The following is a 13,972-nucleotide window of genomic DNA, read 5'->3' as shown; positions in this document are numbered from 1 at the left end:
GTGTAATGATACAGGTATAGTTACACCCATGCCACGAAGGAGGCTCGATCCCGCCGCCCAGCGCCGCGGGCAGATGCTCGCCTCCCGCCTGACACAGGCCCGCCGCGCCTCTGGACGCTCGGCGGAGGCTGTGGCCCGCAGCGCCGGCATCTCCGTCGAAACCGTGCGCAGCATCGAGAAGGGCCGCACAACTACACCGGAATTTTTTACCGTTGCCGCCCTGGCCACCGAGCTAGGGCTATCACTGGACGAGCTGTACACCTTCACCCGCCAGGACTCCGCTCACGACGCCCAAGCGCCCGCCGACCCCAGCACCAGGATCTCCAGCTGATACCTCCGTACGGCAGGAGCTCGTGTCCCCGCCGGACTGAGTGCTGCCGGTCCGCGACCGTCCAACGCGATATGTGACCGGGATAGCGTCATCCCCAGATGTCCTGTAACTCACCTGGATCTCCGGGGAGTCGACGTCCCCGTGGAACTGCACCCGTCGGCTGATCCAGTCTTCAAAGAGGGGGATGGGGGCGTTTCCGGGCTGCGCCAGGTAGGTGCCTTCATACCACCCGAGCGCGTGTCGGTTACAGGCGATGCACAGCATCCCTCGCACGCAGCCCTGGCAGTAGTTGTTGCGGCTGTGCCCTCTGGTGCAGTCATGCGCATGGTCGAGCTGCCAGCCCCTCTGCCCTGGGTCCGACGTCCCGCAAAGGCAGCGGCCGCCCTGGAGGGTGAGGATTGCGTCGCGGGCAAACTGGGAGATGCCCCGGCCGTAGTGCACGTGACACAGGCCGCGCGAGTGGGGTAGAGCCTGGCAACCTGAGTACCGGCAGGTCGGTCCCCACTCCGCCTGTGACTTCCACCCCCGTATGGGGGTGAGCGGCTTACCATCCGTCCACTGCTGGTAGTGAGTGGCGCAATAACCACCGGCCGAGTGCGGGCGGTCGCACATCGGGTCGTTGAACTGGCACTTGGTGTACATGCCTGCGGGCAGCTTTGGCCTGATCGGCCTGAGGGGAAGTCCCAGACGCGCTTGCTCGTAGTGCGACTTGCACAACGGCACGCCCGCTGACCGGGCCCGGAAGGGCCGTCCGCATCCCTGGAAACTGCATTCTTCCGCGTAGCCCACCGCCACCCCCGGCCCGCCCCACGATCGATCATCAGATCTGACGGAACCTACCGCACCAGTTGCGTGTTCGGTGGTCACTTGGCTCGCACGCTCAGCCACTTCCCGCACTCAAGGTCCCCGACGTTCGCGTGTTGTGTGGAACGACGGCGGGTCGAGATCCTGGTGGGGTTGATGCCATGGCGCGGGGTGACACCAGCGACCGGCGCGGTGCTGGCGACGTCGACTCCGATGTACACGACCAGCTGGGATCGCACGCGGGCGACGATCAAGGTGGTGCCGGTGCCCCAGCCGACGGACAACGCCCAGCAGGCCCAGGGGCGTCCGACTTCGAATGGAGCGAGCAGCCAGACTGACGTGGGGAAGACTCCGTGCGTGTGGACGAGCAGGAAGCGGCCGAATGGACTGAGGTCGGCCGCACGCCACTGCGTACACCCACCATATAAGGAAGGAAAGGTGTTGGGGAGATACCTCCGCGGTTCCCTCTTACCCCTCTCGGCCACTTCCTGTCGGTCCGGCCCGGTGTCACCCGGCCGGGCTCAGGGGCCGCTGCGTCTCCTCCAACTCCCGGAGCAGGCCGACGGCTAGCATCACCGCGGCGAGGGCGTTGGCGAGCGTAATCTGTGTCGGCCCCGCTGCATGGGCGGTCGCGTGACGGTTGTACTCCTCGGGCACCGGAGGCCCGAAATACGGCTCGTACGCCTTGTGGATGCTGGTGTTGATGCAGTATGCGCGGAACTGGCCTACCAAGGTGTCCGGGGTGGCCTTCGGCAACTGCGCAGCGAGAACCTTGAAGTTGAAGCCGCCCTGGCTGTTCTGGAGGCTGGTGTCCGCCCGGACCATGGCGCGCAGGACGGTGTCCAGGACGGAGGAAGCGAGCACCTGCGCGGCCGCGTGCTTCCCACTGTTGATCGAGTCGAGGCAGTCGTTGAGGAAGCCGACCTCTGCCGTCAGGTCGTGGCGATGGACGTCCGTGAGGACGGTGCGGCAATGCTCGAGGACGGCAGCCGCCTGCTGCTCCAGCACCTTGCGGCGGGCTGGGGCGTCCGGCGCGTCAAGCAGGTCGTGGATGACGTCCGCCGGCGGTGTCCACACCAGCGGGATGCCCTCTTCCATGACGGTGAGCATGTCGAGACGCCGGAGCCGTTCCCCGCGCCAGTTCTCCGGATCAAGCTCCTGCAGTCGCTCCCAGAGCGTCGAACCGGCGAGGCGCAGGGCTTCATTGCGGCTAAGGATCCCGCCGGGCATGAGGTGTCGGAGGTCCAGGTTGCTGAGCACAGACTGGGACTGCATGCTCGCTCGTACGGCGGCGCCGATCGTGTTCTCCTGCATGGGGAACAATCCCTGCAGGCGGGCAGCCAGTCCTGCGTTCGGAAACAGCTGGACCGCAGGCAACTCCCGGAGCATCCTCTGAAACGGGCTGTCGAAGGCACGGCGGAAGGCTTCGGTCGCCGCGAAGATTCCCGGCGTGGCTATGCCGGGCGCAGGCCTGCCGGTGGCCTGCTGGAACTCCTCGGCGAGCTCGCCGATGGTGAGGCGCCGAGGTTGCGCGGGTTCCTGTTCGTCGTTCTTCTGAGCCTCCGGTTCCTGCTCGCCGTCCGGCTCCGCGGTCTCTTCGGGCTCCTCGTCGTGATCGTGCTGGTCGTCTGTCACTGCTTTCCCCCGTTTCTGGGTGTGGAGAAGACCTTGGCCCGGTGGCTTAGCTACTCCTCGTTGAGGATCGCGGCGATGGCGGCGAGTTTCTCGGCGTCGCCCTTGGTGTTCAGGCGGCGCAAGGCGCCTTCGGCGCGGGCGAAGTTGTCGCCACGTACGGCTTCGACGACGTCGGCGGCCGGAGTGCCGAGCTGGAAGAGGACCACCTCGTTCTCCTGGTACGAGGGCAGCTCGGCGGGCAGGTGGCCGAGGCCGATACCGGCAAGGCGGCGGCTGATCTCGTTGCGGACATGGATGCCCAGTCGGCCGGCGTTCTGCAGCTCGCGCAGGTTGGCCATGTAGATGCGGAGCACTCCGCCGTTCTCCTCGACCGCTTTGCGAAGCTCGTCCCATGTCGCACCGTCGAACTCGTACGGGTCGCCCACGCCACATTCCCCCAGTTAAGATCAAAGAAAACCTGTAAGTGCAGGATATCTTTTAGAGTTTCCTCGCGTCTATGGTTTTTCGTAGATCAGTGCAGAAGCCTAGGGCGCGAGCACCTTAGCCCGCTCCGCACCTGGAGATGCGCACGAGCTACAGAACTGACAGCGCGTACTGCGACAACAGCGGATGAGTGTCAGCTGCCGTGGTAGCCCAGATGCCGACGACTGCCGGATGGTCGGTATGGATGGCGCGCAGGTCCAGACGGGCGGTCCGCGTCACCTCGCGGACCTGCTGGACGTGCCCCGAGACCCGGAAGAAGGAGAAGGGAGAAGGGGACGGCTACGCACGAACCGACGGGCGTGGCTGGTAACCCTCAGTGAGCGTACTGAAGTCTTTCCTGCGCTACTGAAAACTCCACTGAAATGAATCTTGCGGTACTGAAATCTTCAGCGTCGTCCGACAGCCGCCTTCGTGGCCGGTGTTCAGGGCGGCCAGCAGGTGCACCACCTCGGCCCCGCGCACCTCTCCCACGACCAGCCGGTCCGGCCGCATCCGCAGCGCCTGGCGCACCAGGTCCTCGAGGGTGACCAGGCCCGCGCCCTCCTGGTTCGCCGGCCGGGTCTCCAGCCGGACGACGTGGGGGTGGTCCGGCCGCAGCTCGGCGGAGTCCTCGGCGAGCACGATCCGCTCCCCCGGCCCCACCAGCCCCAGCAGGGCACTGAGCAGGGTGGTCTTCCCGCTGCCCGTACCGCCGCTGATCAGGAAGGACAGCCGGGCCCGCAGCAGCGCCCGCAGCACCCGGTCCCCGCCCGGCGGCACGGTGCCCGCCACGACCAGCTCGTCCAGCGTGAACGCGCGCGGCCGGATCACCCGCAGCGCCAGGCAGGTGCAGCCGACCGCGACCGGCGGCAGCACCGCGTGCAGCCGGGTGCCGTCGGGCAGCCGGGCGTCGACCCAGGGGCGGGCGTCGTCCAGCCGCCGCCCGGCCACGGAGGCCAGCCGCTGCGCGAGCCGCCGTACGGCGCCCGCGTCCGCGAAGGCCACCGACGTCAGCTCCAGACCGCCGCCGCGGTCCACCCACACCCGGTCGGGCGCCGAGACCAGGACGTCGGTGACCGACGGATCGGCGAGCAGCGGCTCCAGCGGTCCGCTGCCGACCAGCTCGGACCGCAACCGCTCGGCCGTGCCCAGGACTTCGGTGTCACCGAGCACCCGCCCCTGCTCACGCAGCGCCTGCGCCACCCGCGCGGGCGTCGGCTCGGCCCCGTGCTCGGCCAGCCACTGCCGTACTCCGTCCAGCAGCGGCACGGACAGGGTCACCGCCCCGCCCGGCCCCGCCCCGGAGGACCCACCGTCGTACGCGCCCGCGTGCCCACGGCCGACCTCACCCCCGCCCCCGCGGTCGTACCCGCGCCCGTATCCGTCGCCGTATCCCCCACTCAAGCCACCCCGGCCACGCCCACTGCCGCCACGACTCACACCGTCCGCCCCGCGCACGCCCCCGCCGCTCACATCACCCCGACCACGCACACCCCCGCCGCTCATACCGCCCCCGCCTCGGCCAGCGCCCGCTCCCAGAACTCCCTGCAGAACCGCGCGAGCGGTCCGCGGCCGCCCGCGCCGGGCGGTTCCCTGCCCTCAACCGCGCGGGAGAGCCCGGACTCGGCCGGCACTTCCCCGGCGAGCGGCAGTCCGAGCAGGCGGGCCACCTCACGGTCGTCGAGTCCGGGGGCGTACGGCCCGCGGACGGCGACCCGCAGATCGCGCAGCACCATGCCGACGGCGGAGGCCACCCGGCCGGCCGCCGCCACCGCGCGCAGCTCGGCGGGGACGACGAGGAGGCCGATGTCGAGCTGGGCGAGGACTTCGGCGACGCCGTCGTCGATCCGGCGGGGCAGGTCGACCACGACCGTGCCGCCGCGGCGCCGCGCGGCGGCCAGCACCGCCCGCACGGCCTGCGGGGCGATGGCGAGGCAGTCGCCCCGGTCCCAGCTGAGGACCCGCAGCGCGTGCAGCTCCGGCAGCGACTCCTCCAGGGCCCCGCTGCCGACCCGGCCGCGCGAGGCGGCGAAGGCGGGCCAGCGAAGCCCTGCGGCGGTCTCGCCGCCGAGGAGGACGTCGAGCCCGCCGCCGAGCGGATCGGCGTCCACCAGCAGCGTGCGCACACCCTCCCGCGCGGAGGTGACGGCGAGGGCGCACGCGAGCGTGGAGGCCCCGGCGCCGCCCCGGCCGCCGATGACGCCGACGGTGAGAGCGGGCCGGCCGACGCCCTCGGCGACGTCGGCGATGCGGTCGACCAGCCACTGCTCGCCGTCGGGGAGCATCAGGACGTGGTCGGCGCCGATCTCCACGGCGCGCCGCCACACACCCGGGTCGTCCTGGTCCCGCCCGACCAGCACCACTCCGCCTCTGCGCGGGGCGCCGCGCACCCGCCGCGCGGCGTCGTCGCCGACCAGGACGAGCGGCGCCGCCTCCCAGCCGCCGCCGCGCTCGGGCGGGGCGTGGCGGACCTCGGGTGTGGCTCCGGCCGCCGCGCACAGCCGCAGCAGGTCGTCGAGGAGATCGGTGTCCTCGGTGACGATCAGCGGCCTGCCCGGCCGCCCGCCGGCGGCGGACGGCTGCTCGTGTGTGATGGTTCCAGCCATGGCGGATGTCCCCCTTCGCTGCCCGATGGCGTCGCCGGCGGGCCTCGGCGGCCCGCGCAGGCGACAGTTGACGAACCGGTGATCCGGCCGCCCATATGAGCGCAGCGGCGGAAACCGGCCATACGCACACCGCAAACGGAACCGGCCTGGAACTCGCCGGAGCGATGCGCACGGGAAACACGATGCGGCGAACACGGAAATGATGTGGATCTTGGTCGAAAACTGTGGACAACCCGATCCCTGTGAATATCGCCATCACCCATACCGGTGAGCCGCGAGCGCCTGCGCGCCCTCTCCTGTGCGGCTTCCGCAGAGCAGTCCGACGACTACCCTGAGTGACGGATCATGGGCATACGAAGAGGGCGGCCGCAGCCGCCACAGTGCGGCGCCCACGGCGCGCCATGAAGGGAAAAACCCGCCCGGACATGCGACGACCCCCGCCGGGGGGGAGAGCGGGGGTCGTCCCCACGGCCGACTCGGGGGGGGAGGAGTCGGACCGGGTTAGCACGGTCGCGAACGATCCGTGACTTCCATGGTGTACCCGAGAGCCCTCTCAGGCAAACCCACGCGCCCCACCTTACGCCGAATGGGCTGCGCATATGCTCAGGGTCGTGGAAAACCACTCCTTGCCCCGCACAGCGGCCTTCTTTGACCTGGACAAGACGGTCATTGCGAAGTCGAGCACGCTCACCTTCAGCAAGTCCTTCTACCAAGGCGGGCTGATCAACCGCAGGGCCGCCTTGCGCACCGCGTACGCCCAGTTCGTGTTCCTCGTGGGCGGTATGGACCACGATCAGATGGAGCGGACACGCGAGTACCTGTCCCGGCTCGTCCGCGGCTGGAACGTCCAGCAGGTGAAGGAGATCGTCGCGGAGACGCTGCACGATCTCATCGACCCGCTCATCTACGACGAGGCCGCCTCGCTCATCGAGGAGCACCACACGGCCGGCCGCGACGTGGTGATCGTGTCCACGTCCGGGTCGGAGGTGGTCGAGCCGATCGGCGAGCTGCTGGGCGCGGACCGCGTGGTGGCCACGCGGATGGTCGTGGGCGAGGACGGCTGCTACACCGGCGAGGTCGAGTACTACGCCTACGGCCCGACGAAGGCGGAGGCCATCCGGGAGCTCGCCGCCTCCGAGGGCTACGACCTGTCCCGCTGCTACGCCTACAGCGACTCGGCGACGGACCTGCCGATGCTGGAGTCCGTGGGCCACCCGCACGCCGTCAACCCGGACCGGGCGCTGCGCCGGGAGGCCGTCGCGCGCGGCTGGCCGGTTCTCGACTTCCACCGCCCCGTCCGGCTGAAGCAGCGGCTGCCCGCCTTCTCCGTGCCGCCGCGGCCCGCCCTGGTCGCGGCGGCGGCGATAGGAGCGGCGGCGGCCACCGCCGGACTCGTCTGGTACGCGAGCCGCCGCCGGGCCGATATTTAGTCCTGTTTGAACCTAAAAGTAAAAAGTCGAGCCACCACTTCCGCTTACTGCCGCGCTGGAGTACAAAGGACTCAACGGCCCGCGAGACCAAGGACATCCGAGAGGATCACCTTAGATACGCAATTGGCCCCACGGACCGAAGCATGAACACCGGGCACCCACGCGACGTCGACCCGTCGATTACGGGCCAGCCGCACCAGGTAAGGGCAAAGACCCCGACCTGATGGGCGACATTCGAGGACGCTTGGTAACTCGGTGATCATGCCAGCGGCGGTACGAGCATTCGTACCGCCGCAACCCTTTTCGGCACCCCAGGCGCCCCTTTTTTCCGGACTACGCCGCTCCGCGCTGAAGCGCCTCGCACACCGCCGTCGACTCGCGCGCGCCCAGTTCGACCGCCTTGCCGCAGTGCGCGATCCAGGCCGCCATGCCCTCCGCAGTGCCGGACAGATAGCCGTCGAACGCCGTCAGATAGGCCTCGCGGCCCAGCTCCGCGTGGCCGACCTCGGCCGGGCACACGGACTTCGGGTCCAGCCCGCTGCCCACCAGCACGATCCGCTCGGCCGCGCGCGCGACCAGGCCGTTGTGGGAGACGAAGGGCCGCAGCGCGAGCAGTTCGCCGTGCACGACGGCGGCCGTGACCAGCGCCGGGGCCGAACCGCCCGCGATGATGATGTCCGCCAGTCCGTCCAGGCGGGCCGACACCTCGGCGGCGCTCGGCAGCGGCTGCCCGATCAGCGGCTCGTCGACCGGCTCGCCCGCCTGGCGCGGCCGGCCCACCTCGTCGGCGTTGTCGGCCGCGGCCACCAGGTGCAGCCGGGCCAGCACCCGCAGCGGCGACTGCCGCCAGATGGACAGCAGCTGCCCCGCCTCGGCGGTCAGCCGCAGCGCCGCGCCCATGGTGCGGGACTCGGCGTCACCGCTGAAGTCGGTACGCCGGCGCACCTCCTCCAGGGCCCAGTCGGCGCCGGCCAGCGCCGCCGAGCCCCGGGCGCCGCGCAGGGCCGCCTCGGAGGTGATCTCGTTGCTGCGGCGCCGCATGATCCGGTGCCCGTAGACCCGGTCCACGGCCTTGCGCACGGACTCCACGGACTCGGCGACGCCGGGCAGTGCGCCCAGGGCCGCGAGCGGATCGGCGGTCGCGCCTGTCGTACTCATGAGTACGACATTACGCACCTGGAGCCCCCCACCCCACGAAGGAGTGGTCTTCTTCACGTCGGGCCAACGCGCGCGGTACCCCGTCACTACGCTTACTGAACATGAAAATTGCTTTCGTCGGGAAGGGCGGCAGCGGCAAGACCACCCTGTCCTCCCTCTTCATCCGCCACCTGGCCACCACCGGCGCGCCGGTGGTGGCGGTCGACGCCGACATCAACCAGCACCTGGGCGTCGCGCTCGGCCTCGACGAGACGGAGTCCGCCGCCCTGCCCGCGATGGGCGACCACCTTCCGCTGATCAAGGACTATCTGCGCGGCACCAATCCGCGCATCCCCTCCGCCGCGACGATGATCAAGACCACGCCGCCCGGCGAGGGCTCCCGGCTGCTGCGGGTGCGCGAGGACAATCCGGTCTACGACGCCTGCGCCCGGACGGTGGAACTCGACGGCGGCGCCGTCCGTTTGATGGTCACCGGCCCCTTCACCGAAGCCGACCTGGGGGTCGCCTGCTACCACTCCAAGACCGGAGCGGTGGAGCTGTGCCTGAACCACCTGGTCGACGGCCGCGACGAGTACGTCGTGGTCGACATGACCGCGGGCTCGGACTCCTTCGCCTCCGGCCTGTTCACCCGCTTCGACATGACGTTCCTCGTCGCCGAGCCGACCCGGAAGGGAGTCTCCGTCTACCGCCAGTACAAGGAGTACGCCCGCGACTTCGGCGTCGAGCTGAAGGTCGTCGGCAACAAGGTGCAGGGCCAGGACGACCTCGACTACCTGCGGGAACAGGTCGGGCACGACCTGCTCGTCACGGTCGGACACTCCGACTGGGTCCGCGCCATGGAGAAGGGCCGCCCGCCCCGGTTCGACCTCCTGGAGGACGCCAACCGCCACGCCCTGCGCACCCTCCGGTCGGCCGCCGACGCCACGTACGAACGGCGCGACTGGGAGCGTTACACCCGCCAGATGGTCCACTTCCACCTGAAGAACGCCGAGTCCTGGGGCAACGAGCGCACCGGAGCCGACCTGGCCGCCCAGGTCGACCCCGGCTTCGTGCTCCGCGAGACCGAGACGGCGAACGCCTGACACCGGACGCCCACGCGTGACACCGGACGCCCGGCACCTGAGGCCTGACGGCTCCGGGTGTCACCCCTTGTCCGCCGGGGCTACTCCTTGTTCGCCGGGGCTCCGGGTACGCCCTTCGGGGCCGGGGCCGGGCGGGCGGAGAGGAAGGACGGCCAGCCCTGCTTCGGGGCCTGGCCCACCTTCAGGGTGCGCAGCTTCGCGAGGGTCTGCGGGTCCTGCGCGTCCAGCCAGTCCACCAGTTGGCGGAAGGAGACGCAGCGCACCTCGGGCTTGGTGCACACCCGCTCGATGACCTCCTCGACGGCGCGCATGTACGTGCCGCCGTTCCAGGACTCGAAGTGGTTGCCGATGATCAGCGGCGCGCGGTTGCCGTCGTAGGCCCGCCGGAAGCCGGCGAGCAGGCCGTCGCGCATCTGGTCGCCCCACGCCTCGTACTTGTCCGGGTCGCCCTGGGTGGTCGTGCCGGACTGGTTGACCATGAAGTTGTAGTCCATGGTCAGCTGCTCGTAGGAGTGGCCCGGGAACGGCACGAGCTGCATCGACAGATCCCACAGGCCCTCCTTCTTCCTGGGCCAGACCTGGTCGTTGACGCCGCTGGTGTCGTAGCGGAAGCCCAGCTCGCGGGCGGCCTCCATGAAGTTGTCGCGGCCTTCCAGACAGGGCGTGCGCGCGCCGATCAGTTCCTTGTCGTAGTCGAAGGGCAGCGGCGCGGCCTTGGTCAGGCCGGTGTGCGTCTTCCAGGACTTCACGAAGTGCTTGGCCTGGGCGATCTCGTCCTTCCACTCCTCCACGGACCACTCGCCGACCCCGCCGCCCTTGCCGCAGAAGTGGCCGTTGAAGTGGGTGCCGATCTCATTGCCCTCCAGCCAGGCCAGCCGCAGCTGCTCGACGGTGTCGGCGATGCCCTGCCGGTCGTTGAAGCCGATGTCGGAGCGGCCCGGGGAGTGCTGCGGCGGCTTGTAGAGGTCGGCCTTGTCCTCGGGCAGCAGGTACACCCCGCTGAGGAAGTACGTCATGGTGGCGTTGTTCGCCCTGGCGACCTTGCGGAAGTGGGAGAACAGCCGCTGGCTGTCCTCGCCGGCGCCGTCCCAGGAGAAGACCACGAACTGCGGCGGCCGCCGGCCGGGCTTCAGCCGCTCCGGCCGGGGCAGGTGCGGCTGGGCCCCGGTGAACGCCGTGGACCCGTCGCCGATCAGCCGGTAGGGGCTCTTGGGAGCCTGGGCCGCCTCCGGCTTGCGCGGCCCGGAGGTCCCCTCCTTCGCCGCGTCGGAACCGGCCGAGCAGCCGGCGAGCGACACGGCACAGGCCGCGGCGACCACGGCGCCCGCGGCGATCCTCTGGGTGGCGGCCATCATCCGCCCACCTACTTCCTTCTCTCGGGCCGACGCCGCTGGGGCGTTTCGGGCGATGTGCAGCGATGTGCCGGAAAAGCCGACAGCGCCGCCAAGGTCGCACGGGGCCGAGAAGGAACTAGTACGACAAGCCGATCAAAGGCTCAGTTCACTCTCCGGAGTGATTTGATGACCTGTTTGCCGGGATTATCCATGCCTGACCTTTACTCTTGATTACGATTCGTTTACTGAGAGTTGATTCATCCCGCCACTGCACGCCGTGACTCACGGCCGCGACCGACCCGCCGCCCGGCGGGACCGACCTGATCCGCGACCGCTGCCCGGAGGAGACGGGAAAACATGTCAGCCTGCGCCCCCACACGCGCCACCGACCCCCACCAGTCGAACCGCGACCACCAGCCGCACAGCCCGCCCACCCGGCGGCTGCGGCGCTTCCGGATCGCCGGAGCCGATGTGTCGGCCTCCATCGCGGTCTTCCTGATCGCCCTGCCCCTGTCGCTCGGCATCGCCCTCGCCACGGGAGCGCCGCTCCAGGCGGGCCTCGTCGCCGCCGCCGTCGGCGGCATCGTCGTCGGCCGGCTCGGCGGCTGCCCGCTCCAGGTGAGCGGCCCCGCCGCGGGGCTCACGGTGGTCACCGCCGACCTCATCCACCTCTACGGATGGCGGACGACCTGCGCCATCACCGTCCTCGCGGGCCTGGCCCAGCTGGGCCTCGGCTGTCTGCGGGTGGCCCGCACCGCCCTCGCGGTCAGCCCCGCCATCGTGCACGGCATGCTGGCCGGCATCGGCGTGACCATCGCCATGGCCCAGCTGCACATCGTCCTGGGCGGCACCCCGCAGAGCGCCGTGCTCGACAACCTGCGGGCGCTGCCCGCCCAGCTGGCGGACCTGCACCCCGCCGCCCTGTCGACGAGCGCGCTCACCCTGGCCCTGCTGTTCCTCTGGCCACGGCTGCCCGGCCGGACCGGAAAGGTGCTGCGCAAGGCGCCGGCGCCGCTGATCGCCGTCGCCGGGGCCACCGCGACCGCCTCGCTCGTCGGCCTCACGCTGCCCAAGGTGGAGCTGCCGTCGTGGAACAACCACGCGCTGGCGGGACTCCCCGAGGGGCCGGTGCTCGGTCTGATCGCCGCCGTGCTCACCACCACGCTGGTGTGCAGCGTGCAGTCGCTGCTCGGCGCGGTCGCCACCGACAAGCTGGCCGCCGCCCGCCCCGGCCTCACCGGCCGGGTGCCGCGCTCCGACCTCGACCGCGAACTGCTCGGCCAGGGCGCCGCGAACATCGTCTCCGGCAGCCTCGGCGGACTGCCGGTCGCGGGCGTGGCGGTGCGCAGTACGGCGAACGTGAACGCGGGCGCGGTCAGCCGGAACTCCACGATGCTGCACGGCGCTCTCGTGGTGGTCGCCTCGCTGCTGCTCGTCCCGCTGCTGGAGCTCATCCCGCTGGCCTCGCTCGCCGCCCTGGTGATGGCCGTCGGCATCCAGATGGTGTCCCTGAACCACATCCGCACGGTGACCCGCCACCGTGAGGTGCTGGTGTACGCCGCGACCACCACCGGCGTGGTGCTGTTCGGCGTCCTCGAAGGCGTGGCCCTCGGCATCGCCGTGGCCGTCGCCGTCGCCCTGCACCGCCTGACCCGCACCCGCATCACCCACACGGAGGAGAACGGCGTCCACCACATCCAGGTGAGGGGCCAGTTGACGTTCCTCGCGGTGCCCCGCCTGAGCCGGGTCCTGCACCTCGTCCCGCAAGGCACCGACGTGGTCGTGGAGCTGGACGGCTCCTTCATGGACCACGCGGCGTTCGAGACGCTCCAGGACTGGCAGAACACGCACACCGCGCAGGGCGGCACCGTCCAGCTGACCGGCCGCCGCGCCGGCATCCGCATCGCCGAGCCCGGCACTCCGGTGGAGGACATCGCCGGGGCGGAGACAGCGGACGCGGCCGGTTCGAGCGACTGCCGGTGCCGCCCGTGGACTCCGTGGCGCAACCACCAGTGCGAGTGGGAGCGACCGGGGCCCGAGGAGGAGTCGGGTGCCGGTACGGTCACCGGCACGGACCCGGCGGAGTCGGCGTACGGCTCCGAAGGGGCGTACGGCTCGGGAGCTTTGGACCAACCGGAGGTACGGCAGGGCGTGGAGGGCTCGCGGACGTCGGCGGGCTCGGGCTCACAGGACGCCCAGGGCGAAAACGGCCTGGCGGACCAGGACACGCCCCGCGGGAAGGAAGGTGCCGACGGCTCCGAGGACGCCCCCGGCACCCACCGTCCCGGCGGCCCCGGCGCCCTCACCGGCCCGGACGCAGACGCCGACTTCGGTGACCCCCGCGACTCGGACGCCGGCACCGAAGCCCGCACCGAACCGCGCACGCAGGACAGCCCCAGCATCCCCACCACCACCGCGACCGGTGTGAGCACCCGTACCGGCGGCCATCAACTCGCCCGGGGCATCAGCGCGTTCCAGCGGCGCACCGCCCCGCTGGTGCGCGGTGAGCTGGCGCGCCTCGCGCGGGAGGGCCAGCGGCCGGTGCAGCTCTTCCTCACCTGCGCCGACTCCCGGCTCGTCACCTCGATGATCACGTCCAGCGGCCCCGGAGACCTCTTCGTGGTCCGCAACGTGGGCAACCTGGTGCCGCTGCCCGGCGAGGAGAGCGGTGACGACTCGGTGGCGGCGGCCATCGAGTACGCGGTGGACGTGCTGAAGGTGCGGCACATCACCGTGTGCGGGCACTCCGGGTGCGGGGCGATGCAGGCCCTGCTCAGCTCCGAACCCGGCGGCGCGCGGACACCGCTCAAGCGCTGGCTGCGGCACGGGCAGCCGAGTGTGGAGCGGATGGCCGACGAGAGCCGGCCCGGGGCACGGCTCGCCGGACGGCGGCCGGCCGACGCGGTCGAGCAGCTCTGCCTGACCAACATCGTCCAGCAGCTGGAGCACCTGCGCGCCCACGAGTCGGTCGCCCGCGCCCTGCACGAGGATGCGCTGGAGCTGCACGGGATGTACTTCCACGTGGGCGAGGCACAGGCCTATCTGCTCACCGAGGCGTCCGGCGCGGAGGTCTTCGACCACGTGCCCGAGGCCGAGGACCTGCGCAGCCCGGCCTGACCCGCCCCCGCCT

At 70.7% G+C, this 13,972-nt stretch carries 9 protein-coding genes and 1 pseudogene; 4 read left to right on the top strand and 6 right to left on the bottom strand.

Annotation, left to right across the window (positions count from 1 at the left end; all coding sequences use genetic code 11):
* The first annotated feature begins 28 nt into the window (after positions 1–28).
* Positions 29–331 (top strand): helix-turn-helix transcriptional regulator, encoded by a 303-nt coding sequence (locus tag G7Z13_RS19290; RefSeq protein WP_166000972.1) that lies wholly within the window; start codon positions 29–31, stop codon positions 329–331.
* A gap of 1,311 nt (positions 332–1,642) precedes the next feature.
* Here G7Z13_RS19290 and G7Z13_RS19280 read toward each other — a convergent pair.
* The 4 genes and pseudogenes from G7Z13_RS19280 to ssd form a co-directional block, all read right to left on the bottom strand.
* Entirely contained in the window at positions 1,643–2,770 is a 1,128-nt protein-coding gene (locus tag G7Z13_RS19280) for a hypothetical protein (RefSeq protein WP_166000968.1), read from the bottom strand.
* 50 nt (positions 2,771–2,820) lie between these two features.
* On the bottom strand, positions 2,821–3,195 hold the full coding sequence (locus G7Z13_RS19275; RefSeq protein WP_206313106.1) for a hypothetical protein: 375 nt from the start codon (positions 3,193–3,195) through the stop codon (positions 2,821–2,823).
* Between the two features lie 457 nt (positions 3,196–3,652).
* Positions 3,653–4,705, bottom strand: a pseudogene (locus G7Z13_RS19270) (TadA family conjugal transfer-associated ATPase); the annotation flags it as partial.
* A gap of 29 nt (positions 4,706–4,734) precedes the next feature.
* Entirely contained in the window at positions 4,735–5,838 is a 1,104-nt protein-coding gene (gene ssd, locus G7Z13_RS19265) for a septum site-determining protein Ssd (RefSeq protein ID WP_166000966.1), read from the bottom strand.
* A 599-nt stretch (positions 5,839–6,437) separates the two neighbouring features.
* Here ssd and G7Z13_RS19260 point away from each other — a divergent pair.
* Complete coding sequence (locus G7Z13_RS19260; RefSeq protein WP_166000964.1) at positions 6,438–7,268, top strand: HAD family hydrolase; 831 nt, start codon at positions 6,438–6,440, stop codon at positions 7,266–7,268.
* 333 nt (positions 7,269–7,601) lie between these two features.
* Here G7Z13_RS19260 and G7Z13_RS19255 read toward each other — a convergent pair whose 3' ends face one another.
* The gene (locus G7Z13_RS19255) at positions 7,602–8,426 is read right to left on the bottom strand and encodes a Fic family protein (protein ID WP_166000962.1); all 825 of its coding nucleotides are present in this window, start codon (positions 8,424–8,426) and stop codon (positions 7,602–7,604) included.
* Positions 8,427–8,527: 101 nt separating this feature from the next.
* Between G7Z13_RS19255 and G7Z13_RS19250 the strand changes: the two genes are divergently transcribed.
* Positions 8,528–9,508, top strand: a complete 981-nt coding sequence (locus G7Z13_RS19250; protein WP_166000960.1) for an ATP-binding protein — start codon at positions 8,528–8,530, stop codon at positions 9,506–9,508.
* 80 nt (positions 9,509–9,588) lie between these two features.
* On the opposite strand, the gene G7Z13_RS19245 is transcribed toward G7Z13_RS19250, so the two are convergent.
* A complete protein-coding gene (locus G7Z13_RS19245; protein WP_166000958.1) occupies positions 9,589–10,860 on the bottom strand; it encodes a hypothetical protein in 1,272 nt (423 codons plus the stop codon).
* 339 nt (positions 10,861–11,199) lie between these two features.
* Here G7Z13_RS19245 and G7Z13_RS19240 point away from each other — a divergent pair, with 339 nt between their 5' ends.
* Positions 11,200–13,959 (top strand): SulP family inorganic anion transporter, encoded by a 2,760-nt coding sequence (locus tag G7Z13_RS19240; protein ID WP_166000956.1) that lies wholly within the window; start codon positions 11,200–11,202, stop codon positions 13,957–13,959.
* Positions 13,960–13,972: the final 13 nt, after the last annotated feature.

The organism is Streptomyces sp. JB150 (assembly GCF_011193355.1).
Classification (GTDB): Bacteria; Actinomycetota; Actinomycetes; order Streptomycetales; family Streptomycetaceae; genus Streptomyces.
Note: the sequence above shows the minus strand (reverse complement) of the source record. Positions and strands in the feature narration are given on the sequence as shown.

Bases quoted from the DNA above. Each gene is read 5' to 3' on its own strand.
- G7Z13_RS19290 (WP_166000972.1), top strand. From the start codon at position 29: ATGCCACGAAGGAGGCTCGATCCCGCCGCCCAGCGCCGCGGGCAGATG.
- ssd (WP_166000966.1), bottom strand. From the start codon at position 5,838: ATGGCTGGAACCATCACACACGAGCAGCCGTCCGCCGCCGGCGGGCGG.
- G7Z13_RS19260 (WP_166000964.1), top strand. From the start codon at position 6,438: ATGCTCAGGGTCGTGGAAAACCACTCCTTGCCCCGCACAGCGGCCTTC.
- G7Z13_RS19255 (WP_166000962.1), bottom strand. From the start codon at position 8,426: ATGAGTACGACAGGCGCGACCGCCGATCCGCTCGCGGCCCTGGGCGCA.
- G7Z13_RS19250 (WP_166000960.1), top strand. From the start codon at position 8,528: ATGAAAATTGCTTTCGTCGGGAAGGGCGGCAGCGGCAAGACCACCCTG.
- G7Z13_RS19245 (WP_166000958.1), bottom strand. From the start codon at position 10,860: ATGGCCGCCACCCAGAGGATCGCCGCGGGCGCCGTGGTCGCCGCGGCC.
- G7Z13_RS19240 (WP_166000956.1), top strand. From the start codon at position 11,200: ATGTCAGCCTGCGCCCCCACACGCGCCACCGACCCCCACCAGTCGAAC.